The sequence below is a fragment of the Bradyrhizobium sp. BR 10289 genome (assembly GCF_019455385.1).
In the GTDB taxonomy this organism is placed as follows: domain Bacteria; phylum Pseudomonadota; class Alphaproteobacteria; order Rhizobiales; family Xanthobacteraceae; genus Bradyrhizobium.
In genome coordinates, this window is the sequence record NZ_JACOFR010000003.1 from 1 (window position 1) to 23,208 (window position 23,208).

A 23,208-nucleotide genomic window follows, 5' to 3' on the forward strand; every position below is an offset into this window, starting at 1 on the left:
TCCCTGGGATCGGACCAGTTACGGCGGCCGCGCTGGTGATGAAGGCCCCTGATCCGCATGCTTTCCGTTCGGGCCGATTGTTCGCAGCCTGGCTCGGCCTGACGCCCAAAGACCATTCCACCGCGGGAAAGACCAGGCTCGGCAAGATAACCCGAGCCGGCGATGAGAGATTACGTCAACTTCTTGTGGTCGGGGCGACCGCGGTCGTCAAGCAAGCGACCGGGAAACACCGTCGTGGGTCGCGCTGGCTGCTCGATCTGCTCAAGCGCAAGACGCCAAAGCAGGCAGCCGTGGCGTTGGCCAACAAGACCGCACGCATCGCCTGGAAGCTGATGACGACGGGAGAAGACTATGACAGCGCGCGGCTTGACCCTCGAACCGATGTCCTGGGGGCAACCGCGTAGCTAAGAGATTCGGCCGTCCGGCGGGTTCTCCCACCGGCCGAACCGGAGCTGCAAGAGCAGAGGAGATGGTGCGATCGATCGAGCGACGATGCGAGAAAATCCGTGGGACCCAGTGGCCTGACAAGGCCGCGCTTCTGATTGGAACTCGTATCGCGAAAACCATCTTGGCCCGCGGCCCACATGCTGCATCAACAGGCCGGACATATGGATGCAAGCGATCCGATCAAACCTCACAAAGCTCTTGTGCCACGGGGGCCGTCCACATATGGGTCCCGGCTCTGCGCCGCGACGTTTCACGTTGCAGCGCGTCCGGGACGCGAGATCTGAGTTTCAAGCGCAGCGACGGAGGATGGGGCTGCTATCTTGCCAGCTTCACCCGGTCCTTCACCGGAATCACCAGCTTCAGGCCAGACCAGACGTCGTTGACGGCGCAGATCTTGATGTCGACGAGGCCGCTCGCGAGCGCGGTTTCGCGGACCAGGGCCTCTGTCACGTCGGTCGCGACACCTGAGGCCTTTTTCGGCCACGACGCCCAGATCATGCCGTCGGGAGCGATCGCCTTGCGGTAGCTGCGGAGCCTGGCTGCAAGGCCCTTCGCTTCGGTCGCGAAGACATGCACCATGTCGAGCGGGGCCTTGGCGGTCTTTGCGATCCTGACGTCGTCGGGCAATTTGCCGACAATGTCGCCATAGGCGACGGAAAGACCGTCCACAAAAATACAAAAGCCCGGCTTGATGCCGAGCTTTTGCACTAACGGTTTGCCGGAATAGCCGGCCATGGCGGGCGAAGCGTTACGCCTGCGGCTGCGGCTCCAGGCCGGGATCCGCATCGGGACGCGGCCGCGGCGACTTGCCGGCCGGAGGCACGGCGGAGGCGCGCGGCGTGGTCGGCTCGAGCACGGACTCACGGTTCGGCTTTTTGCCCTTGAGCAGGTCGACGATCTCGTCACCGGACAGCGTTTCGAACTCCAGCAGACCCTTGGCCAGCGCTTCGAGGTCGGCGCGCTTCTCGGTGAGGATGCGGGTTGCTTCCTGGTAGCCTTCCTCGACCAGACGGCGGATCTCGGAGTCGATCTTCTGCACGGTCGCTTCAGACGCGTTCTGCGTGCGCGAGACCGACATGCCGAGGAAGACCTCGTCCTGGTTCTCGCCGTAGGAGACGGTGCCGAGCTCTTCCGACAGGCCCCAGCGCGTCACCATCATCCGGGCGAGGCGCGTGGCCTGCTCGATGTCGGAGGCGGCGCCCGAGGTGACCTTCTCGCGACCGAAGATCAGCTCTTCGGCGACGCGGCCGCCCATCATGATGGCGAGGCGCGAGGTCATCTGCTCCAGCGACATCGACAGCTTGTCGCGCTCGGGCAGCTGCATCACCATGCCCAGCGCGCGGCCGCGCGGGATAATGGTCGCCTTGTGGATCGGGTCGGTCGCGGGCACGTTGAGGCCGACGATGGCGTGGCCGCCCTCGTGATAGGCCGTCAGCAGCTTCTCTTCCTCGGTCATGACGAGCGACTTGCGCTCGGCACCCATCATCACCTTGTCCTTGGCCTCTTCGAACTCGGCCTGGGTCACCATGCGCTTGTTGCGGCGCGCGGCGGTCAGGGCGGCTTCGTTGACGAGATTCATCAGGTCGGCGCCGGAGAAACCCGGGGTGCCGCGTGCGATGGTCTTGAGGTTGATATCCGGCGCCAGCGGCACCTTGCGAACGTGAACCTTGAGGATCTGCTCGCGGCCGACGACGTCGGGATTGGGCACCACGACCTGACGGTCGAAACGGCCCGGACGCAGCAGCGCGGGATCGAGCACATCGGGACGGTTGGTGGCGGCGATCAGGATCACGCCCTCGTTCGCCTCGAACCCGTCCATCTCGACCAGCAGCTGGTTCAGCGTCTGCTCGCGCTCGTCATTGCCGCCGCCGAGACCGGCGCCCCGGTGACGACCGACCGCGTCGATTTCGTCGATGAAGATGATGCAGGGCGCATTCTTCTTGGCCTGCTCGAACATGTCGCGGACACGGCTGGCGCCGACGCCGACGAACATTTCGACGAAGTCCGAACCCGAAATGGTGAAGAACGGCACGTTGGCTTCGCCCGCGACCGCACGCGCGATCAGGGTCTTACCGGTGCCGGGAGGGCCGACCAGCAGCACGCCGCGCGGAATGCGCCCGCCGAGGCGCTGGAATTTGCCGGGGTCGCGAAGGAATTCGACGATCTCCTGCAGGTCCTGCTTGGCCTCGTCCACGCCCGCGACGTCCTCGAAGGTGACGCGGCCATGGGCCTCCGTCAGCATCTTCGCGCGCGACTTGCCGAAGCCCATCGCCTTGCCGGCGCCGCCCTGCATTTGCCTCGACAGGAAGATCCAGACGCCGATCAGCGCGATGAAGGGCAGCCAGGAGACCAGCAGCGAGACGAACCACGGCACGTTGTCGCCGGGCGGCTTCGCGGTGATCTGGACCTTGCTGTCGTACAGGCGCTTCACCAGCGTCGGGTCGTTCGGCGCATAGGTCTGGAAGCTGGAGCCGTTGGTGAAGGTGCCGTGGATGTCCGGCCCCTGGATCACGACGTCGCGGACATTGCCGCGGTCAACTTCGCTCAGGAGCTGGGAGAAGGCGATGTCCGTCGAGGAGCTGCGCTGGCCCGGATTCTGGAAGAGCGTGAACAACGCCAACAGCAGCAAGACAATGATAACCCAGAGGGCGAAATTGCGCAGATTGGCGTTCATCGATCTTCCTTCGTGGTCGCGCGGATCGCGGCCCTAATCCTTGGGCATACGAGGAAATCCCCAAGGAATCCTCATCGTTAGACGCATACAATTTAGGTGCCGCCCCGGTCGCTGCCAAGGGAACGAGATGGGACTATTTATCCCATCTTAGAGCGATTCCCGCTGAAATAATGGCGTCCGAAGCGGGGTTTTTCCTGCCTGGTTAAGGTGTCCTGACGCAGACACGCCGAAACGGACGGTGTCATGATCCGCCCTTATCCAGCTTTGGACCGCCGGGCCGGCGCAGGCACGATGGAGATACGCCCCCCGGCCAGGCTGATCAAGGCTCCCGCGAGGGTCTGCTTCAGGATCGCACGGCCATTTGCCGTGGCACGGGGACCAGCCATGGCCTGATGGACGGCCTGGTCCAGCGCGGCCAGCAAGGCCTCGACCTTGCCGAGTTCCGCCGGCCCTTCATGACCGAGGGCGTTGACGGCCCGCAGCAGCAGCCGCAACCGGACCTCCTCCGGCAGGAGAGCGAAGGCTTCCGCCTCGAAGCTGCGGATGCCGTCCTGCGGCGCATCGCCGCGATCCCTCAGTTGAAGGAAGCGCTCGGCGCCGTCGACCAGAACCTCGACCGCCGCATTGGCGCGCGAGAGGCGTGCCGCGAGCCGCGCCAGAGTGCGGGCGTCGCCGCCCTCGGCGGCGAGTTGCGGCAGCAGCGCGCGCAGTCGCGGCCTCGTGAAGGCGGTGTCGCGGTTGGTGGGATCGTCGGCGAAGGCAATTTTGGCCCGCTTCAGGGTCGCGATCAGCTGCGCCTTCGGGACATCGAGCAGCGGACGCGCCAGCACGATGCCGTCGCGCATCGTGAGGCGCGCCATCGCAGACAGGCCGGCGAGGCCACTGCCGCGGAGCAGGCGCATCAGCAGCGTCTCTGCCTGGTCGTCGCGGGTGTGCGCGGTCAGCACGTGGCTCGCACCGGCCTTGCGTGCGGCCTCTGCGAGCAGGCGATAGCGGGCCTCGCGCGCGGCCGCCGGCAATCCGGTCTTCGGCTTTGCACCACGCCAGCGCAGGGTCCGGTGTAGCAAGCCAAGCTCGGTCGCAAGCCGCTTGACCTCACGCGCCTCGCGGGCGGCGTCCGGACGCAAGCCGTGATCGACGGTGACGACGGTGAGATGCGGGCCGCGCGCAAGGCCGCGCCGCCAGCGCGCCGCGAGCCACATCAGCGCGACCGAGTCGGGCCCTCCGGAGACGGCGAGCACTAAAGCGGGCTCGGCTTTCAGCCCGGCGAAAAGCTGCTTCGCTTGGCGGGCCGAGATCGGTGAATGGTCGTCGTCGTCTGGCATGACGTTGCAATCGTCCGCTGTGGCTCACCTCTCCCGAAGGGAGAGGTCGGATTGCATCGTAGATGCAATCCGGGTGAGGGGTCACAGACTCACTTGTCGCGGCACCCCCTCACCCGGATTGCTCAGGCGCGCGATTGCGCGCCACAGCAATCCGACCTCTCCCCGCTGGGGAGAGGTGAACCACGATCGGCCCGCCAGCTCCAACGCCTCAACACTTCACCCGCTTCTGCTCGCGATCGACCGCGGCTTTGACACCGGCCGAGGCACGCGGATATTTGCGGCCGACCTCGCCGAAGGCGGCGCAGGCGGCCTCCTTCTCCTTCAGCGCGGCGAGCGACTGGCCAAGCCGCAGCAGCGCGTCCGGCGCCTTGGCCGATTTGTCGTATTTCGTAGTGACCGCGAGGAAGGCCTCCGCCGAGTCGCGATATTGCTGGCGCTGGTAGTAGCTTTCGCCGAGCCAGTATTGGGCATCGCCGAGCAGCGGATCGCTCGGATATTTCTGCGCAAAATTCTTCATGGTCTGCTCGGCCAGGGCGTAGTCCTTGCGCTGCATGTAGCCGATGCCGAGGTCGAACTCGTCGCGCGGCGTCGCCGAGGGTGGCAGCGTGGTGAGGCCGGCACCGCCGCCGGCTGCGGGCGGATAGCCCTGCTGCGCCGGCGGATAGCCGGGCTGGGCGGCCGGCGGCACGCCCTGCTGGTAGCGCGGGCTGGTGTTGGCGAGATCGAGCGGCTCGCCGGCATTGCGCCCGCCGGGCGCGCCGATCTGGCCACCGCCCGCCGGCATCGGCTGCTGCCCGCCGCCGAGAGCGCGCGGCGCGCCGGGCGCGCTGGGATTCTGGCTGGGGTCGAAGGCATCGCCGCGGCGACGCGTGCCGGGCGCACCGGGCGCCGGCTGGTCCTGAATGATCGGCGCGGGCGCGGCGATCTGCGGCTGCTCGTAATTCGGCTGCACCGCCTGCTGCTGGCGATAACCCGGCGCAATCTGGGTCGGTGCGACCTGGGCCGGCGGCATCGCAGCGACATTGGGAGCCTGCCCCGGCGCGGCCTGCGCACCGCCCTCGAGCGCCCGCAGACGCTCTTCGAGCTGCCGGTTGCGGTATTGCAGCTCCTCGTTCTGGCCGGTGAGCTGGCGCAGCTGGTTCTCCAGCCGCTCGATCCGCATCTCGGGATCATCATCCGTCTGGGCGAACACCGGCGCGCACAAAGAGAGCAGCGCGGCGATCGCCACGGTGCCGTTCAAAACCTTGGATCTGGATGACATCTTGCCCTGACGACGAAAGCGAAATGGTCTGCGACGGGAACCTTCGACGCGCCACACATTGAAAGGCACTACGCCAAAAATGTGACTGGCACCACGGGGTTTCTGTCACAGATCGCTGAAACGAAACCGGCGCCCGAGAGGGCGCCGGCAGTGTCGGTTTGCAAAGATGAACGGCGCCTGACTGAACTCAGGAGCTCGCGTTCAGCACGGTCACAGCACGACGGTTCTGCGACCAGCAGGAGATATCGTTACACACGGCCACCGGGCGCTCCTTGCCGTAGGAGATCGTGCGCATACGGTTCGGATCGATCCCGCGCGAGGCGAGGAAGGAGCGCACCGACTGGGCGCGCCGCGCGCCGAGCGCGATGTTGTATTCGCGGGTGCCGCGCTCGTCGGCGTGACCTTCGATGGTGAAGGAGTAGCGCGGATAGTTCTGCAGCCACTGCGCCTGCTTCTCCAGGGTCACGATCGCCTGCGGGGTCAGATCGGTCTGGTCGCTCTCGAAGAACACGCGGTCGCCCACGTTCACCACGAAATCCTGCTGGCTGCCCGGCGTCGCCGCGCTCCCGTTGGCATCCAGGGCTGCGTTCTGCTTGGCGCAGGCGCCCATCGACAGTGCGATGGCGACCACCGCGGCCAGCTTCAATCCCTGGAGGATACGCATAGGATTCATCATTCCGGAGCCTCCACGCTCACGTTCGTCCACTGCTGTCCGGTCTACAGGGGGTTGGTTAAGCGAACGTTCCGTCAACCTTGACGGAACCTTGCCTCAGCCGGTCAAATGCCCCCAACCCGCGAAAAGCACCCATCATGGTTAATGGGTTGTAAATGTGGCGCGAGGGTGAAGGCAAGCCGCGTTAACCGGCAGAGGAACCGGATTCTGACGGAATTTTGGGCCGGTGCGTAGCGGAAAGCGGCTTCAGGGCTGGGTCGAAGCCGAGACCAGGACCGGAGCCCGCGCCATCTTGCGCTGGCCGGATCCAAACAGCATCCGCCGTTCGAAGGCACTCGAGCGCAGGAATGGATAACGCGCCAGCACCTTCTCGCGCACGGTCGGAAGATGCGTGGCCAATAGACCAACCGGCTTCGACAGACCCGGATGCAACCTCGGCTCGCCCCATACTTCCTGAAGGAACACCCGCCGGTAAAACGCCTGATGCTCGGGCCGGATCAGAGCCAGACCATAGTCGGCGTTGAAGTGCACGCCGGCCGTCGAACCGAGCCGCACGGTCACATAGGGCAATTCCGGACAGCGACCGGCATAGCGGGGATCGGCCACGAACCGGGTCGAATCGATGAAGACCATCCCCTTGTCGAGCATCGGAAGCAGGACGTCGCCGAACAGATGAACGGATGGCGAGGTTCGCCACTCCGGTGTCACGACACTGATGCGGATCGAACTGTACAGCTCGCCGTCAATATAGACCCCGAAGATCCAGGTGTTGGGCGCGTCATCGAAATGATCCGAGACCTGTTCGTCGGCGGATGGTTCGATTGCGCCTTCGCGCAAATAGGCCCGGTAGCGGAGCCGGAAAATCTCTTCCCGCTCCTCGGGAGTGACCGCCAGACGATAGTCCACCCGATCCATCGGGTCCCAGGTCCGGCCCGAAGGGGCCGTCATGGGCGCGGATGCGGACTTCATGCGGTACTCCTAACGACTTCCAAACAACTTTCGCGTGCTATGATTCCTTAACGGGATCTTAACGCAAAAGCAAAGCAATCGACTCGTTAGGGTTAATCGCGTGGTCCCCGCAAGGCCCGCAACACATTGTAATAATTGGAATTTCTAGAAACGAGGTCCAGCGATGGAGCGGACGCCGACGATATGGAGCGTCTCTTCGCCCCGACGCCCATGCGAGGCGTTGAGGAGCTGGCGCATCCGCACCGCAGGGACCGGACGGCTGAACAGATAGCCCTGCCCTTCGGTGACCGTACCTTCAGCGCTGATCAGCTCGAGCTGCTCGTTGGTCTCGATGCCCTCGACCACGACGGCCATGCCGAGGTCGGCGGACAGCCGCGCGACGCCGCGCAGCAGCGTCAGCGGCCGATCGGTGTCGATGCCTTCGAGGAAGGAGCGGTCGATCTTGACCTTCTGCATCGGGAAATTGTGCAGATAGCTGAGGCTGGAATAGCCGGTGCCGAAATCGTCGAGCGAGATGCGCACGCCGAGCGCATGCAGCTGCGACAGGATATCGTGGGTCAGCTGGGTGTTGCGCAGCAGCGAGGATTCGGTGATCTCGATCTCGAGGCGATACGCCGGAAGCCCAGAGACCTCCAGCGCGTAGCGGATTTCGCTCAGCACGTCGCGCTGGTGGAATTGCTGCGGCGAGAAGTTGACGGCGACGCTGACGCCCTCCGGCCACTTCATGCATTCCATGCAGGCGCGGCGCAGGATCCAGCGGCCGAGATCGACGATCAGCCCCATGTCCTCGGCGACCGGAATGATGTCGACCGGCGAGACCGTGCCGCGCACCGGATGATTCCAGCGCAGCAGCGCCTCGCAGGTGGTGATCTTGCCGGACTTGAGGTTGACCAGCGGCTGGTAGAACAGCTCGAACTCCTCGTTGGCGAGCGCCTTGCGCAGGTCAAGCTCGAGGATGCGGCGGGCCTCGACCGTGGCCGCCATCTCGTCGCGGAAGAAGCAGAAGGTGCCGCGGCCATCGGCCTTGGCGCGGTACAGGGCCATGTCGGCGTTCTTGAGCAGCGTGTCGGCGCTGACGCCGTCGGGCGAGGTCAGGGCGATGCCGACGCTGGCGCCGATCTCGACGAGGTGATTGTCGATCCGGTAGCGCTCGCTCAGGCGTTCGACGATGCGGCGGGCGAGGCTCGCGGCATCCTCGGGCGCGCCGATGTTCTGCTGGAACACGACGAACTCGTCGCCGCCGAAGCGGGCGACAAAATCCTCGGGGCGCAGCATCTCGCGCAGGCGGTTGGCGACCGCGCAGAGCAGCTGGTCGCCGCAGGGATGACCGAGCGTGTCGTTGACCTGCTTGAACTGGTCGAGGTCGACGAACAGCAGCGCGGAGAGCCGTCCGGTATGGTGCGCGTCCGCCAGCAGCCGCTCGATCTCGTCGCGGAAGGAGACCCGGTTGGGCAGCGCCGTGAGTTCGTCGTAGCGGGCGAGATGGCTGATGCGCGCCTCGGCGTTGGTGCGTTCGGTGATGTCTTCCAGCAGCAGCACGGTGCCGCCGGCGGTCATCGGCTGGAACGTCCAGGCCAGCGTGCGGCGGCGCGCCGGATTCGGATCGGTGGTGACGATCTCCTTCGGATGGGCGTGTTCGATCTCGGCGAGGATCAGCTGACCGGCTTCCGCCGAGATCGACCCGACAGCGGCGCTCGCCGCGACGATATCGGCGGCCGTCGCCCCCTGTGCCACGAAGTGTTCCGACAGCTCCATCAGTTCGGCAAAGCGGCGGTTCATCACGGCGAGCTTTCCGTCGGCACGGAACATGCACAGGCCGTGAGGCATATTGTTCAGCGCCGCGTCGAACTGCCCGGCCAGGGCCGCCTCGCGCTCACCCGCGACCAGCGCCTGCACGAAAATACGCTGGAGATTGGTCGAGAGATTGCGGAGCGCTGCGAAAAACACGGCGCAAACAACTGACAGCCCCATGTAATAGGGCGTGCCCTGCATCGCCAACGCGATCGAGGTCGGTCCGCACGCGAGCAGGATCTGGAAATGATAGATCCATGGCCGCCCGTAGGTGCGACCGACCCCTGCGGAGATATATCCGGTGGTGACGGTGAGAGAGATCATGTGGACCACCGCATCGCCAGTGGTCGCCAGCGCGAGGGTGCACCAGGAGCCCAGCGCGAGTGCGTAAAGCAGCGCACCGATCTGATAGCGGGCCTCCCAATTGGATGCTTCCGCCGCCGTCAGCACCGACTTGCGGCGCATGTACCAGTGGGAGTCTACCCCTCGCCCGAGGCCGACGACGGTCAAACATGCGAAGCAAATCCACAGCGCGTTCGAGCCCGTCTTGAAGGCGGTCATGCCCGCCGCGAGGGAGACCAGCAGCGCTCCGGCAAAGAGCGGTCCCGGATGCTGGAAAAGCGAATCGATCAGGGCCGCGTAAATCGACGGCGAGACCTTCTGATCGGAATTTCCGCTCTGGCTTGCGAACTGCATTTGTGTTTGTACGCGCGTCCTGTTTGGCGCGTAGTTTTACCCAGACCAGATGAAGTCTTTCTGAGGGAACATCGTTAAAGTCGGGTTGTTTTTCGGCAATAGCGAACCCGTTTCTTCTGAAATATCAACGAACTAGGCAAGCGTTGCCGGGCACAAGGTGAAGGAAACCTTGCTTTCCTCACCGGCCCTGAAAAAATCTGCGCGTTTTTCGAAAAGATCGCGCGTTGTGAAACCCCCGATCGCGCTATTGGCCCGCGGTCGCGGACAAGAGCGGCGACCATGCCGGGTCGGAGGCAAAGCCCGGCGTCGGCACTTTCAATTCATTGCGGCCGGAGATGTCGACGGAGAACAGCGACGGCCCGGCATTACCGCCGGGATCGCGGAAGAACATCAGCACGCGGCCGTTCGGCGAGAATGTCGGACCTTCATTGTGAAAGCCTGACGTGAGCAGACGCTCGCCGGAGCCATCCGGCTTCATGACGCCGATCGAGAACTGCCCACCACCCTGCCGGGTGAAGGCGATGTAGTCCCCGCGCGGCGACCACACCGGCGTGGAATAGGTGGCGTTGTTGTCATCCTTGGAAAACGAGATGCGCTGCGCCTGACCGCCGCCGGCGGCCATCACATAGATCTGCGACCGGCCGCCGCGATCGGACTCGAAGCAGATGCGGGTGCCGTCCGGCGAGTAGGACGGCGAGGTGTCGATCGCCGGCGTGTCGGTGAGGCGTGTAGTCGAGCGCGAGCGCAGATCCATCACGAACAGGTTGGAATTGCCGCCCTGCTGCAGGCTCATGATGACGCGCTGGCCGTCCGGCGAGAACCTTGGCGCAAACGTCATGCCGGGGAAGTTGCCGACGATCTCGCGCTGGCCGGTCTCGATGTTGAAGAGATAGACCTTCGGATCGCCCTGCCCGAACTCCATGTAGGTGATCTCTTGCGAGTTCGGCGAGAAGCGCGGCGTCAGCACAAGGTCGGAGCCGCGGGTCAGGTAGCGCACATTGGCGCCGTCCTGGTCCATCATCGCGAGCCGCTTGACGCGGCGCTCCTTTGGCCCGGTCTCGTCGACGAACACGACGCGGCTGTCGAAATAGCCCTTTTCGCCGGTCATCTGGGTGTAGATCTGGTCGGAGATGATATGGGCGATGCGGCGCCAATATTCCGGCGAAGTGAAATATTGCTGACCCGCAAGCTGCTGGCCGGTGACGACGTCCCAGAGACGGAATTCCGCTTTCAGCCGTCCGTCCTGCTGCCGCGTCATGCGGCCGGTGACAAGGGCCTGCGCATTGAGGGTCTTCCAGCTCTCGAATTGCGGAGCGACGTCGATGTTGCTGATGCGCTCGATGAAGGCGGCCTGATCGATCGGGGCGAACAGGCCCGAGCGCTTCAGATTGTTGGTGATGACCTGGGTGACGCCATTGGCGACATCGCCGTCGGCGGGCGAGCCCGGCACGAAGTTGGAGATCGCGATCGGAATCGGCCGAAACTCGGTGGGATCGATACGAATACGGCCCTGAGCAAAGCTGGGTGCGCTCCCCATCACAGCGAGCGTCGATCCGGTGAGGGTCAGGAAGCGGCGGCGGTTCATCGATCGAACGTCATTCATCGCAAAATTCTTTTGTTCGGATGTCACAACATGTCTTTCAGACCGAAAGTCATCGGAATGAGCTTCCAGTTGTCGTATTGCTGTTTCGGCAGGAATGAATAGACCTGACACTGGACGATGGCGCGCTTGGCGCTTTCCGCCACGGCCTGGGCGATCGACCGCGACGGCCCTCGCACCGCGACGATGACCGGCTCGGACGCGAGCGAGCCGTCGATCTTCATGGGAATGTCGATGTCGGCTTCATACAAATTGGCGTCCTGCCCGTTATAGGTGGGCGTGAAGCAGCGCTTGACCGCGCCCTGGAATGCACCTTGCCAGGTCGCGACGTTATTGGCGGACGTTCCGGTGGTCGACCCCAGCGAAGCCGACGCGTTCAGCGCCGAGCCGGTCTGCTCGTGCCGGGTCGCGGCGCGCTTGTCGAGATCACGCTGGATCTGCGCCGGATCGAAGCTGCGCTCCTTCGGCTTGGGCTGCTGCTGCGGCTGCACGGCCGCGACCTTCTGCTCCACCGGCTTGGGCGGCGGCTTCTTGGTCTCCTGCTTCTTCATGAGTTCGGCGAGCGGATCTTCCTTGGCCGGATCAGGCTTCTTTTCCTGCGGCTTCGGCTCTTCCTTCGGCTTTGCTTCGGCAACTGGCTTGGGCGGCTCGGGCTTTTTCTCGACCGGCTTCTCGACAGGCTTCGGCGGCGGGTCGGGCTGCGAGTTGGTCTTGATCAGCTCTTTCTTCTCGGTGACCTTGCCGACCGCATCTTCCTCGGGCTTGGCTTCCGCGATCTTCTCGACCTTGGGCTTCGGCTCTTTCTTGTCGCCGGTCTTCTGCCCCGACATCATCTTGGCGAGCTGATCGGAGGAGATGATGTCGACCGGGAGCGATTCCTCCGGCGCAATGTAAGCCTTGCTGCTGAAGGTGAGCAGGCCCCATCCCAGCACGAGGACGTGGAGGGCAATCGACGCAACGAGTGTCTTGTCGACGTTCACCTTCACCGGTCTATCCCTGATCCGCCTCGGTCACGAGCGCCAGCTTCTTGAAGCCCGCGCCGGACAACAGGCCCATGACCTTGGCCACGGTGCCGTAATCCGCCTTCTTGTCGGCGCGCAGATAGATGCGCTCCTCGAGCCCGCCGCGGGCGTCCGTGATCGCCTTCAGCTTCGGCACCAGCTCGTTGATCGCGATCTCGGAATCGTTGATGAACACCTTGCCCTTGATGTCCACCGACATCTGGATCGGCTTCTGGTCGTTGTTCTCGAGGCTCTTGGCCTGGGTCTGCGGCAGGTCGAGCGGCACGCCGACCGTCAGCATTGGCGCCGACACCATGAAGATGATGAGCAGCACCAGCATCACGTCGACCATCGGCGTGACGTTGATCTCGGCCACGACGGGCTTGCGCCGGCCGCGGCGTCCGCCGCCGCCGGACGAACTGGCTACGTTCATCGCCATGATCGAGTGCCCAAATTGCCCTTCACAACACTATACATGCCGCCCGTCAGCCCCGCTCGTCGATCTGACGGGACAGGATGGCTGAAAATTCATCAGCGAAGCCTTCGAGCCGCTGGGCCTGCCGGTTCACCTCGGAAGTGAACTTATTGTAGAAAATAGTGGCAGGAATGGCGGCGATAAGGCCGACCGCGGTGGCAAACAGCGCCTCCGCGATGCCCGGGGCGACCACCGCCAGGGAGGTATTTTTCGAGGCCGCGATCGACTGGAAGCTCGACATGATGCCCCAGACCGTGCCGAACAGGCCGACGAAGGGCCCGGCGGAGCCGACGGTGGCGAGCACCAGCAGGCGGCGCTCCAGCCGCTCAACCTCGCGGGCGATCGAGACGTTCATGACCTTGTCGATACGCATCTGGAGGCCGGCGACCGAGCGCGCGTGGCTCTCGAACGAACGCTTCCACTCGCGCATCGCCGCAACGAAACAGGCCGCCATCGAATGCGTCGGCTTGGCCGAGAGGGTGCGATAGAGCTCCTCGATCGACTCGCCGGACCAGAACGCCTGCTCGAAACGATCCATCGAGCGGCGGGTACGGGCAAACAGGAAGATCTTGTCGATGGCGATCGCCCAGACCCAGACCGAGCAGGCGAGAAGCCCTAGCATCACCGCTTTCACGATCCAGTGAGCCTGCCAGAACAGCGCGATCAGCGACACGTCCGCGGAAGCGGCAACCGGGAGGGCTGACTGAGCCATGTCGGCCGGATTCATAAGCAGTATCCTCTCAAGGCGATCATCATCTCATGTCCCGGCCAGCCCATGGCTGCCGGTTCCCCAATAGCCGCGCCAGAACCGGCGCAGCCGGCAAGCCCGCTCAAAGCCTTGTCTTTCTGGGGTGCAGGGCTCGTCCAAAGCCGGCCGCCTGCATTCCCTGCCAAGATGTCAAAACTATGGGCCTCGACGGCAGCTTCGGGCGCGATTGTCCATGATTACCAGAGCCCGCCGATGGTTAATGCGGGGTTACCAGGGCCGGATTTGGCTGCGGAAAAGGTTGCCAGCGCAGGGGGATGGCCTTTTGCCACGGCAAGCACTGTCATGGAGGTTCAATCGAGCAAGGGCGCTGACCGGCCAGTTCCCTGCCCGCCCGTGATCGTGAGGAGCGGATGATGGGGGCGAAGCGCCCCATCGGGATGGATGAACGGCCACGATCCAGCCGGGCCGGCGCCCTTCGAGGCTCGCCCTGCGTTGCAGGGCGAGCGCCTCAGGACGACGGGGAGAGATCGCCACGCCGTCCCCTCACCACTTCTCCTTGGACGTCCGCACATCCAGCTCGAACGACCAGGCGCGCTCGGGCTGACGGTAGAGAAAGGCGAAGCCATCGACGATGCCTTCGATGTCGATCAGGCTGTCCTCGCGTCCCGCAGCATCCGGAAACCGCGAGAAAATCTTGTCGCCGGCAATCGCACCGTCGACCACGACATGGCCGACATGGATGCCGTTGGGTGCGTATTCCTTGGCCATGGCCTGTGCCAGCGTGCGCAGGCCGGCCTTTGAAGAATTGAAGGCGCCGTAGCCGGAGCGTCCGCGCAGCGAGGCGCTGGCGCCGGTGAAGAGCAGCGTGCCCGCCTTCTTCGGTACCATGCGGCGCACCGCCTCGCGGCCGAACAAGAAGCCGCCGAAGCAGACCACGCGCCAGGCCTGCTCGAAATAGTCGGCCTCCATCTCGATGATTTTTCCCGGCGTGTTGTTGCCGGCGTTGTAGATGGCGAGGTCGAGATGTTCGCCGGCGGCATCGAACAATGCAGCGATGTCGCTTTCCTTCGTCGCGTCGGCGACGAAGGGCACGGCCACGCCGCCGGCCCTGGCGATGTCATCTGCAACCGCCTGCAACGCGGACGGCGTCCGGCCAGCGACGATCACCTTCAGCCCATCGGCCGCGAAGCGCTTGCAGAGCCGGGCGCCGAGGCCGCGGTCCGGGCCGACGCCGATCACGATTGCCGTCTTCATTGCAGCTCTCCGATAGATTGATGGAAGGTTAGGCCACTGACGCAGGTTCAGGGCAATTGGTCAGACGCGCGGGATTGCCGACCGCGGTGCAGCCGCCGGGAATGTCTGAGGTCACGACCGTATCGGCGCCGACCTTGGCAAAATCGCCGACGCTGATGTCGCCGAGGATGGTTGCTCCGCTGCCGATGAAGACGCCCCGGCCGATGCGCGGCGAGCGCGCCGGCAGCTCATCGCGACGGCCGATGCTGACGTTCTGGAGGATGGTGACGTCGTCGCCGATCACCACATTGGCTCCGATCACGATGCCGGTGGCGTGGTCGAGATAGACCGAGGAGCCGATACGTGCTGCCGGATGAATGCTGACCTGCAAAGCGTTCGACGCCTCGTTCTGAAACAGCAGCGCGGCATCGCGATGGTCGCGGCGCCAGAGCCAGTTCGAGACGCGCCAGGCTTGCAGTGTGGCGTAACCCTTGTAGTGCAGCAATGGCGGCAGCAGATCGGCGATGGCGGGATCGCGGCGTGCGATCGCCTGCAAGTCGCACGCGGCGGCTTCGACCAGCTCCGGCTCGGCGCGAAAGGCGTCGCGGGAGTAGGACGTGAAGCGCGCCCGCCCGGTGGCGCCGCTGCCGAGCCTGCGCCCGATCAGATCGGCCAGCGCAGCGGCCAAATCGTCATGCGCGAGAATGGCGCTCGCAACGGCCTTGCCGAACACCGGATCGGCATCGGCGGCACGCTGCGCTTCGCCGCGGATCGTCTGCCAGAGGCTGTCGCTCGCCGTGCTCGCAGCTTCCGCCATTGTCGCCTCCGGTCCGCCCGCGCCTGTGAAGGCGAATATAGGCGGTCCGGATCAGGGTGCCAGTCACGCCGGAGGAAGCAGGTGCCCCGAAACAAACCGGCACATGACGAAGCCTTGGGCCGATAACTCCCCAAAACCAAACCGCCCGCCTGCGGGTGCGCGGGCGGGCGGCTCGGGGCCATCAGGACTTTGGGGGCATGCGCCTGAGGGCTTTGAGAGGTCGAAGCTTCAGATCAACCCTGCGGCTGGTCGTTCTGCGGCGGGGTCGGGCGCGTCTTGTGCTGCGCCATGAACTGGTCGAACTCTTCCTTGTCCTTGGCATGACGCAGGCGGTCGAGGAAGTTCTTGAACTCGACCTGCTCTTCCTCGAGCCGGCGCAGCGTCTCGGAGCGATACTCGTCGAAGGCGCGGTTGCCGGAGGACGGCGTGCCGAAGCCAAAGCCGCCGAAGCCGCGGCGCTCCATGCGGTCGCGCATGCGATCCATCTTGTACTGCATCCGCTCCATCTTGTTCTGCCAGCGATCAGAGTTGCTCCAGCACGACATTCTTCTGCTCCCGAGTGTGAAAAAGAGAAGGGCTAAACCGATCGGCCACCAGATGATGAAGCCGAGAATGGTCACGGCAATCCAGCCCGGATGCCAGGGCGTATCGAGCATGTGGGGCCGCTCGTACTGTTGCTGCTGGTCCGAGGGGCCGCGCCAGCGATTGACGTCAGCGGTGTAGGCCATTTCCCATCTCCATCACGGCATCAGCGCCGTTGTGAATGTAAATAACATTTACATAGCTAGACCATCCCGCGATTTTGTCAAGCTGGCCGCCCGACAGGCCGGCAGGATTATTTGCGCAACTTTATTTCGGCTTGCCCCAGGGTCCGCCCGGCGGGACACCCGAACCGGAGGATGCCTCCGGCGGGACCGGCGGCGGCTCGGCGCTTTTCGCCGGACGGCGGTCGGTCGGGAAGCCGAGACCGCGCAGATAGATCAGCACCTCGGCCTCGAGCAGCTCGTCCGGCGACATCGGCAGCTTTCGCCGCGCGGCATCGCCGCGGGAGAACAGCGAGGCGACGCCGTGCGCCATCGACCAGATGTGCAGGGCCATCATCATCGCCGGAGGACGCGGCGTGCCGGGTGGAGCGAGCGCCGCAAGCCGCTCGGCTGCGGCGCGAATGACGTTGAAAGCGCGCTCGCTTGCAGCCTGCAGCGCCGGATTGGCATCGACCGGCAGGCCGGATTCGAACATCGCGTTGTAGAACGCCGGCTCCTCCCGGGCGAAAGCGAGATAGGCCCGTCCGACGCGCTCGAACGCGGTGACGGTATCGGGGCGCCCGTCGTCCCAGGCTGCGGTCAGGCGAGATTCGAACTGCTCGAATCCGCGCTGGGCGATCGAGGACAGCAATTCGTCGCGATCGCGAAAGTGCCGGTAAGGTGCGGCGGCGCTGACGCCGGCCATGCGCGCGGCATCGGCGAAGGTGAAGCCGGCCGCGCCCTTCTCGGCGATCAGCCCGAGGGCGGCCTGCAGAAGCGCTTCCTTCAGATTGCCGTGGTGATAGCCGCGCTCGGCGCGGCGCTGCTCCTTGCGCCAGCTCATGTGAACGGCTTTTACATGAGCCGGACGTGAAGGTCACTAGCGCAGGCGGGATTTGATTAATCCCCTATGTCCCGCAGCCAGACCGAAGTCTAGCCGCCCGGGATCGGCAGCACCGGCATGATCTCGACGCGCTCGCCGGGGAAGATCGCAAAATGCGGATGGTTCTCGAACATCTTCGCGGCCGCGTCATGGGAAGCGGCGCGGACGACGGTGAAGGCGCCCATCTCGTTGGCGATGTCGGCAATGCCCCTGCCGTCGACCCGCTTGGTCTTGCCGAGGGGGCCGCCCATGGCCTGGATCGCGCCTTGGTGCGTCTCGACCCAGCCCTTCCAGGCCGCGATGCCCTCCTGCTCCTTCTTCTTGCGCTCGGCCTCGGGCATCGCGTTCCACGCGGCCCATTTCGGGCTGTCCTTGCTGCCGAGGAAAATGGCGAGATAGGTGTCGGTGCTCATCGGGTCTCTCCTTGTTGATCGTTGGACGTCGGCTGTTGTGGCTACTTCTTGAGGTCGCTGAAGCCGGCGGCGGCCGCTTGCACGTCAGGCGGAAAGTCGGACAGTTCCTGCACCTGCCGGATCTCGATGATCTCGTTGGCGGAGGCCGGACACTTTTTCGCCCAGGCGATTGCTTCCGCGCGCGAATCCACCTCGATCATCCAGTAGCCGCCCAGAACTTCCTTGGATTCGGCGAACGGGCCGTCGGTGACGACGGGCGTGCCTGATACAAACGAGACGCGCGCGCCCATCGAGGGCGGGTGCAGGCCGTCGAGAGTGATCAGGATGCCGGCATCCTTCAGCGCCTCGTTGTAGCGCATCATCGCAGCAACGCGTTCGGGATCGAGTTGGACGTCCGGCGGTGCCGTCTCGTAGCCGAGCGGGATCATCAGCATCATGAAACGCATGGGTCTTCCTCATTCTTCGCCGTCATTCCGGAATGTGCCGCGAAGGGCAGGCAGGGGACTATGGCGATCCCTTGCAAGACGAATGCGGCTCTACAGAACCGACAGCGGGCTGAGAATTATCTCAGAGGTCGTTTTGCAGGAGACCCGCGTGTGCAACTGCGAACACGCGAAAAATAATGCACATCAGCACCCGTACAAATACGGCCCGACTGCGAACGCCTCCGTGCATATGAACCGAAAACGCTTGCACCTTGAAAGCCATGGCCCGTGCCCGTGCAACCACGGACGTGGCGCGGGACTTTGCAGAGATTTACAGTCGGTCAAGACGCTCATGCGACTTTTCGACCGAGTGCAAAGAGTATTGAAATTCGACCGATTCACCTCCGGAACATTGCGGGGCTTACGTGTTCAATTTCCAAAGCAAGAAGGTCCGGCATGCGGTCGCAGAAGTCGAGGCGCTCGACCGCTCGCAGGCGGTGATCGAGTTCGGTCTCGACGGCACCATCCTCGACGCCAACGAGAACCTTCTCAAGATGAGCGGCTACACGCTCGCCGAGATCAAGGGCAAGCACCACAGCATCTTCGTCAGCCCGGCCGAGCGCGAGAGCGCGCGCTATCGCGACTTCTGGGCCAGCTTGAATCGCGGTGAATTCCAGACCACCCAATACAGGCGCTACGGCAAGAACGGCAAGGAGCTCTGGGTCCACGCCTCCTACGCCCCGCTGCTCGACGAGAACGGCAAGGTGGTCTCCTTCATCAAGTTCGCCACCGACATCACCGAATACAAGATGAGGAGCCTGGAGGAAGCAGGCAAGCTCGCCGCGATCAGCCGCGCGCAGGCCGTGATCGAGTTCAACATGGACGGCACAATCATCACCGCCAACGAGAACTTCCTCAACACGGTGGGCTACTCGCTCGACGAGATCAAGGGCAAGCATCACAGCATGTTCGTGACGGCGGAAGATCGTGCCGGCACGGCCTATGCCGATTTCTGGGCGCGGCTCAACCGCGGCCAGTTCGAGGCGGCTGAATACAAGCGTTACGGCAAGGGCGGCAAGGAGATCTGGATTCTCGCCACATACAACCCGATCCTCGATGAGATGGGCCGGCCGTTCAAGGTGGTGAAATTTGCAACCGACGTCACCGCGCAGAAGATGAAGGCGGCCGACAATGACGGCCAGCTCGCCGCGATTCAGAAATCGCAGGCGGTGATCGAATTCAACATGGACGGCACGATCCGGACCGCCAACGAGAACTTCCTCAGGGCGATGGGCTATTCGCTGGCCGAGATCAAGGGCCAGCATCATTCCATGTTCGTCGAGCCGAGCGAGAAGAACTCGGCGGCCTACCGCCAGTTCTGGGACGCGCTCGGGCGCGGCGAATATCAGGCAGCCGAGTACAAGCGCATCGCAAAGGGCGGCCGCGAGATCTGGATCCAGGCGTCCTACAACCCGATCTTCGATCTCAACGGCAAGCCCTACAAGGTGGTGAAATACGCTACCGACATCACCGCGCAGGCGATCGGCCGCAAGAAGGCGGACAATGCGCGCGGACTGATCGAGGCGGTTGCCGCCGGCATCGAGCAGATGAGCGCCTCGATCCGCGAAATCTCGGAGACCATGGCGAAGTCGCGCGAGAATTCGAAGGTCGCGACCTCCAGGGTCGACGCCGCCGACGGCCAGGCGCAGAAGCTGAACGCGGCCGCGCAGGCCATGAGCGGAATCGTCGAGATGATCGCCGGCATCACCAGCCAGATCAATCTTCTGGCGCTGAACGCCACCATCGAATCCGCGCGCGCCGGCGAAGCCGGCCGCGGCTTCGCCGTGGTAGCTTCCGAGGTGAAGAACCTCGCCAACCAGGCCAAGCAGGCCACCGACACGATCACGTCAGAGATCGACGCGCTGAACATTATCTCCGGCGACGTCGCAAGCTCGCTGACCGCGATCAAGGTCGCGATCGCGGGCGTCAACGAGTTCATCGCCTCCACCGCCGCCGCGGTCGAGGAGCAGAGCGCGGTGACGGCCGACATGTCCGCCAACATGCAGCGCGCGTCGGCGGAGCTGTCGTAGGTTTCCCGTCTATCCCCTCTTCTCCATCCCCGTCATCCTGAGGTGCTCACACTGCAAAGCAGTGTGAGCCTCGAAGGATGAATTGGCCCCCGATGGAGCCGGGCCGTCGCCCTTCGAGGGCCGCTGAAGAAGCGGCCGCCTCAGGGTGACGGTTTGGATGCGTGTGGGCTCCGCTCCATTAGCACTCGTCGGGCCCTTCCTCCTCCGGGCTAAAGCGCAGTAAAAGAAGCGCGTGCCCATGCACGCCCCTTTTCGAGTCAAGGACCCGTCGCCCATGCCCGCCTCCCCGCACAAAGTCGCCCTTGTCACCGGAGCCGCGCGCGGCATCGGGCTTGCGACCGCCAAGAAGTTTCTGGCCGATGGCTGGCGTGTGGCGCTGCTCGACATCGAGGGCGAGCTGCTCGGCCGCACGGTGGCCGGGCTCGGCCCAAGCGAGGCGACGCTGGCGCTTACCTGCGACGTCTCGGACGCGGCCGCGATCGCTGCTGCCATGAAAACCATCGAGCAGCGCTTCGGCCGGCTCGATGCGCTGGTCAACAATGCCGGCATCGCCGTGTTCGCGCCGCTGATGGAGACCTCGGACGCCGACTGGCGCCGCGTGCTCGAGGTCAACCTCACCGGCCCGTTCCTCTGCACCAAGGCCGCGGTGCCCCTGATGCGCGAGGCCGATGGCGGCGCCATCGTCAACATCACCTCGATCTCGGCGGTGCGCGCCTCGACGCTGCGCTCGGCCTACGGCACCAGCAAAGCGGGCCTTGCGCACCTGACGAAACAGCTCGCGGTCGAGCTCGCCTCGCTCAACATCCGCGTCAACGCGGTCGCGCCCGGGCCGGTCGACACCGCGATGGCCAAGCAGGTGCACACCAAGGAGATCCGCGCCGACTATCACGACGCCATTCCGCTCAACCGCTACGGCCTGGAAGAGGAACTCGCGGAGGCCATCTATTTCCTGTGCTCAGGCAGTGCGAGCTACATCACCGGCCAAATTTTGGCCGTCGATGGCGGCTTCGATGCGGCCGGCATCGGCCTGCCGACGTTGCGCGGGCAACGGCGGAACGGCTAGGCACGGGATTTGTAGGGTGGGCAAAGGCGCGAAGCGCGGTGCCCACGGAATCGAATTCGTGGAGAGTCTCATGCGACGCATCACCGTCCTCAAAATCCTGATGCTCGCATCCGGACTGCTCGCCGCCGAACCCGCTGCGGCCGAGATCCGCATCATTCAGTCGCCGGGCGGACAGGTCGGGCCGTTCCTCGATCTGTTCGAGAAGGTGCGCGAGAGCGGCGAGCGCGTGGTGATCGACGGCCCCTGCCTGTCGGCGTGCACGCTGGTGCTGAGCATCGTGCCGGGCGAGCGCATCTGCGTCACCAAGCGTGCCGTGCTCGGCTTCCATGCCGCGCGCTCGATCGACCGGCGCGGTCGTTTCTATGCCGAGCCGGAAGCCTCCGAAGCGGTGCTGGCGGCCTATCCCGGCCCGGTGCGCGACTGGATCAGCCGTCGCGGCGGTCTCACCTCGCGGCTGCTGGTGCTGAAGGGGCGCGACCTCGCCGCGATCTATCCGCGCTGCCGATGAGGCTGCGGCGGCCGCGGGCCATCTCGGCCCGGTCTGCTAGAACAGGGATTGGACCAGCGGCGCGAGCTTCACGCTTGCGCAAATAAGCATGCCCCAGAGAGCAAAATTGATCTGCAGCGCCGTCGCCATCGGCCGCTCCCCTTCCAAGTGACGTCCATCCCGATGTGTCGTATTTGTGAAAGAGTCATTAGCGATTTTGACTCGCGGTTCACAGCCTAATCTTGCGCCAGTTGTTGTGCGATGCGATCGGACGGGACAGCAACCGGCCGATCCGGCCGCAATGTGACGATGCGTGTCCCGCATCAACGGGAAAGCGGGACACGCACATCAGGCAATCGCGCTTGTCACATTCCCTCCGCCGGACAGTTCACCATCCAGGGAATGCCGAACTTGTCGGTGCACATGCCAAAGCCCTTGGCCCAGAAGGTCTTGCTGAAGGGCATGGTGACGGTGCCGCCGTCAGCAAGCGCGTTGAACTTGCGCTCGCCGTCCGCGGGGTCCGCGACCGTGATCGAGACCGCAAAGCCCTGCGGCTTGTTGAAATGCTCGGCCGGCGCGTCGGAGGCCATCAGCACGCTGCCGTCGGGCAGCGACATCCGCGCGTGCATGATCATCTTCTCGCGGCCGGGCGTGGCGGGCACCTCCGGCGGTGCGTCCGATGACCGCATCATCGCGTCGATCTTGCCCCCGAGAGCCTTGGCGTAATAGTTGAACGCCGCTTCGCAATTGTCCTGATAGAACAGATAGGGATTGAGCATCGCTTCTCTCCTTTGGTTCGCTTCCTGGATTCCTCTTTCGTTTTCCGGCGCCGCCGAGGCGTTACTTCTCGGTGAGCTTCTTCAGGCTGACGAGGCCGGCCTCGAAATCCTTGCCGATCATGGTGTCCATGTTGACGAAGACCTGCATCACCTTGGACATGAACGGCGCCGGACCATACATCGCCCATGTGACCAGTGTGGCATCGCCTTGCGGCACAAAGGTGAACTCGGCGGTGTTGTGGCCTTCGAACGGCCGCTCGAAATCGAGCTTGATGCGCAGCTGCGACGAGGCATTCGCCTCGAGGATCTCCATGTGGCCGGCGCCGACATTGTTGTTGCCGTCCCAGGCATAGGTCGCGCCCTTGCCCGACGCGGTTCCGCCGTAGCTGCGCTTCATGGCGGGATCGCGGTTCTCATAGGGCGACCATCCGGTCCAGAAGCGGAAATCGGCGACCTGCGGATAGATCGCGGCGGCCGGCGCCTTCACGGCGAGCGAACGTTCGACACGGAAGGTGTCGGGCTTTGTCAAAGCGAAGACGAGGATGCCCGCAATCCCGACCGCGATCACGATGGCGATGATGGCAATGGCTTTCAGCATGAACCGCTCCCTGGATACGGGATCAAGACGAACGGCGCGGGCCGGAGCCGACAAGC

Annotated in this window: 23 protein-coding genes; 4 read left to right on the forward strand and 19 right to left on the reverse strand. The window is 64.4% G+C overall.

What is annotated here, in order from left to right:
* A partial coding sequence (locus HYH08_RS06650) for a transposase (protein WP_220008958.1) occupies nucleotides 1–404 on the forward strand: 404 nt, incomplete at its 5' end.
* A 358-nt stretch (nucleotides 405–762) separates the two neighbouring features.
* On the opposite strand, the gene HYH08_RS06655 is transcribed toward HYH08_RS06650, so the two are convergent.
* The 17 genes from HYH08_RS06655 to HYH08_RS06735 form a co-directional block, all read right to left on the reverse strand.
* Nucleotides 763–1,182, reverse strand: coding sequence for a DUF3052 domain-containing protein (locus tag HYH08_RS06655; RefSeq protein ID WP_220008959.1), 420 nt, complete (start codon nucleotides 1,180–1,182; stop codon nucleotides 763–765).
* A gap of 13 nt (nucleotides 1,183–1,195) precedes the next feature.
* The gene (gene ftsH / locus HYH08_RS06660) at nucleotides 1,196–3,121 is read right to left on the reverse strand and encodes an ATP-dependent zinc metalloprotease FtsH (RefSeq protein WP_220008960.1); all 1,926 of its coding nucleotides are present in this window, start codon (nucleotides 3,119–3,121) and stop codon (nucleotides 1,196–1,198) included.
* A 254-nt stretch (nucleotides 3,122–3,375) separates the two neighbouring features.
* On the reverse strand, nucleotides 3,376–4,446 hold the full coding sequence (gene tilS / locus HYH08_RS06665) for a tRNA lysidine(34) synthetase TilS (RefSeq protein ID WP_220008961.1): 1,071 nt from the start codon (nucleotides 4,444–4,446) through the stop codon (nucleotides 3,376–3,378).
* A gap of 208 nt (nucleotides 4,447–4,654) precedes the next feature.
* Nucleotides 4,655–5,707: a tol-pal system protein YbgF gene (gene ybgF, locus HYH08_RS06670; RefSeq protein ID WP_220008962.1), complete on the reverse strand. Its 1,053-nt coding sequence runs from the start codon at nucleotides 5,705–5,707 to the stop codon at nucleotides 4,655–4,657.
* Between the two features lie 187 nt (nucleotides 5,708–5,894).
* Nucleotides 5,895–6,383, reverse strand: a complete 489-nt coding sequence (pal, locus tag HYH08_RS06675; protein ID WP_220008963.1) for a peptidoglycan-associated lipoprotein Pal — start codon at nucleotides 6,381–6,383, stop codon at nucleotides 5,895–5,897.
* Nucleotides 6,384–6,626: 243 nt separating this feature from the next.
* Nucleotides 6,627–7,349, reverse strand: coding sequence for an N-acyl amino acid synthase FeeM domain-containing protein (locus tag HYH08_RS06680; protein ID WP_220008964.1), 723 nt, complete (start codon nucleotides 7,347–7,349; stop codon nucleotides 6,627–6,629).
* A gap of 144 nt (nucleotides 7,350–7,493) precedes the next feature.
* Nucleotides 7,494–9,836 (reverse strand): putative bifunctional diguanylate cyclase/phosphodiesterase, encoded by a 2,343-nt coding sequence (locus HYH08_RS06685; RefSeq protein WP_220008965.1) that lies wholly within the window; start codon nucleotides 9,834–9,836, stop codon nucleotides 7,494–7,496.
* A gap of 244 nt (nucleotides 9,837–10,080) precedes the next feature.
* Nucleotides 10,081–11,373 carry a Tol-Pal system beta propeller repeat protein TolB gene (gene tolB / locus HYH08_RS06690; RefSeq protein WP_228747638.1) on the reverse strand — a complete coding sequence of 431 codons (1,293 nt, stop codon included), beginning with the start codon at nucleotides 11,371–11,373 and terminating at the stop codon, nucleotides 10,081–10,083.
* An 89-nt stretch (nucleotides 11,374–11,462) separates the two neighbouring features.
* A complete protein-coding gene (gene tolA / locus HYH08_RS06695) occupies nucleotides 11,463–12,422 on the reverse strand; it encodes a cell envelope integrity protein TolA (RefSeq protein WP_220008966.1) in 960 nt (319 codons plus the stop codon).
* Between the two features lie 4 nt (nucleotides 12,423–12,426).
* A complete protein-coding gene (gene tolR / locus HYH08_RS06700) occupies nucleotides 12,427–12,876 on the reverse strand; it encodes a protein TolR (RefSeq protein ID WP_220008967.1) in 450 nt (149 codons plus the stop codon).
* 46 nt (nucleotides 12,877–12,922) lie between these two features.
* Nucleotides 12,923–13,639 carry a protein TolQ gene (gene tolQ, locus HYH08_RS06705; protein WP_220008969.1) on the reverse strand — a complete coding sequence of 239 codons (717 nt, stop codon included), beginning with the start codon at nucleotides 13,637–13,639 and terminating at the stop codon, nucleotides 12,923–12,925.
* Between the two features lie 525 nt (nucleotides 13,640–14,164).
* On the reverse strand, nucleotides 14,165–14,875 hold the full coding sequence (locus HYH08_RS06710) for an SDR family NAD(P)-dependent oxidoreductase (protein WP_220008970.1): 711 nt from the start codon (nucleotides 14,873–14,875) through the stop codon (nucleotides 14,165–14,167).
* 28 nt (nucleotides 14,876–14,903) lie between these two features.
* Nucleotides 14,904–15,671, reverse strand: coding sequence for a serine acetyltransferase domain-containing protein (locus tag HYH08_RS06715; protein ID WP_220008971.1), 768 nt, complete (start codon nucleotides 15,669–15,671; stop codon nucleotides 14,904–14,906).
* 233 nt (nucleotides 15,672–15,904) lie between these two features.
* On the reverse strand, nucleotides 15,905–16,399 hold the full coding sequence (locus tag HYH08_RS06720; RefSeq protein WP_220008972.1) for a DUF2852 domain-containing protein: 495 nt from the start codon (nucleotides 16,397–16,399) through the stop codon (nucleotides 15,905–15,907).
* 121 nt (nucleotides 16,400–16,520) lie between these two features.
* Nucleotides 16,521–17,258 carry a TetR/AcrR family transcriptional regulator gene (locus HYH08_RS06725; protein ID WP_220008973.1) on the reverse strand — a complete coding sequence of 246 codons (738 nt, stop codon included), beginning with the start codon at nucleotides 17,256–17,258 and terminating at the stop codon, nucleotides 16,521–16,523.
* 89 nt (nucleotides 17,259–17,347) lie between these two features.
* Nucleotides 17,348–17,710: a hypothetical protein gene (locus tag HYH08_RS06730; RefSeq protein WP_220008974.1), complete on the reverse strand. Its 363-nt coding sequence runs from the start codon at nucleotides 17,708–17,710 to the stop codon at nucleotides 17,348–17,350.
* 41 nt (nucleotides 17,711–17,751) lie between these two features.
* Nucleotides 17,752–18,156: a YciI family protein gene (locus HYH08_RS06735; RefSeq protein WP_220008975.1), complete on the reverse strand. Its 405-nt coding sequence runs from the start codon at nucleotides 18,154–18,156 to the stop codon at nucleotides 17,752–17,754.
* A 404-nt stretch (nucleotides 18,157–18,560) separates the two neighbouring features.
* Between HYH08_RS06735 and HYH08_RS06740 the strand changes: the two genes are divergently transcribed.
* The 3 genes from HYH08_RS06740 to HYH08_RS06750 all read left to right on the forward strand — a co-directional run bounded on the left by HYH08_RS06740 (nucleotide 18,561) and on the right by HYH08_RS06750 (nucleotide 21,796).
* Entirely contained in the window at nucleotides 18,561–20,225 is a 1,665-nt protein-coding gene (locus HYH08_RS06740) for a methyl-accepting chemotaxis protein (protein ID WP_220008976.1), read from the forward strand.
* Nucleotides 20,226–20,499: 274 nt separating this feature from the next.
* A complete protein-coding gene (locus tag HYH08_RS06745; protein ID WP_220008977.1) occupies nucleotides 20,500–21,288 on the forward strand; it encodes an SDR family NAD(P)-dependent oxidoreductase in 789 nt (262 codons plus the stop codon).
* Nucleotides 21,289–21,358: 70 nt separating this feature from the next.
* Entirely contained in the window at nucleotides 21,359–21,796 is a 438-nt protein-coding gene (locus HYH08_RS06750; protein ID WP_220008978.1) for a hypothetical protein, read from the forward strand.
* 344 nt (nucleotides 21,797–22,140) lie between these two features.
* Here HYH08_RS06750 and HYH08_RS06755 read toward each other — a convergent pair whose 3' ends face one another.
* Both HYH08_RS06755 and HYH08_RS06760 read right to left on the reverse strand, forming a co-directional pair.
* Nucleotides 22,141–22,554 carry a VOC family protein gene (locus HYH08_RS06755; protein WP_220008979.1) on the reverse strand — a complete coding sequence of 138 codons (414 nt, stop codon included), beginning with the start codon at nucleotides 22,552–22,554 and terminating at the stop codon, nucleotides 22,141–22,143.
* Between the two features lie 61 nt (nucleotides 22,555–22,615).
* Nucleotides 22,616–23,152, reverse strand: a complete 537-nt coding sequence (locus HYH08_RS06760; RefSeq protein WP_220008980.1) for an SRPBCC family protein — start codon at nucleotides 23,150–23,152, stop codon at nucleotides 22,616–22,618.
* Nucleotides 23,153–23,208: the final 56 nt, after the last annotated feature.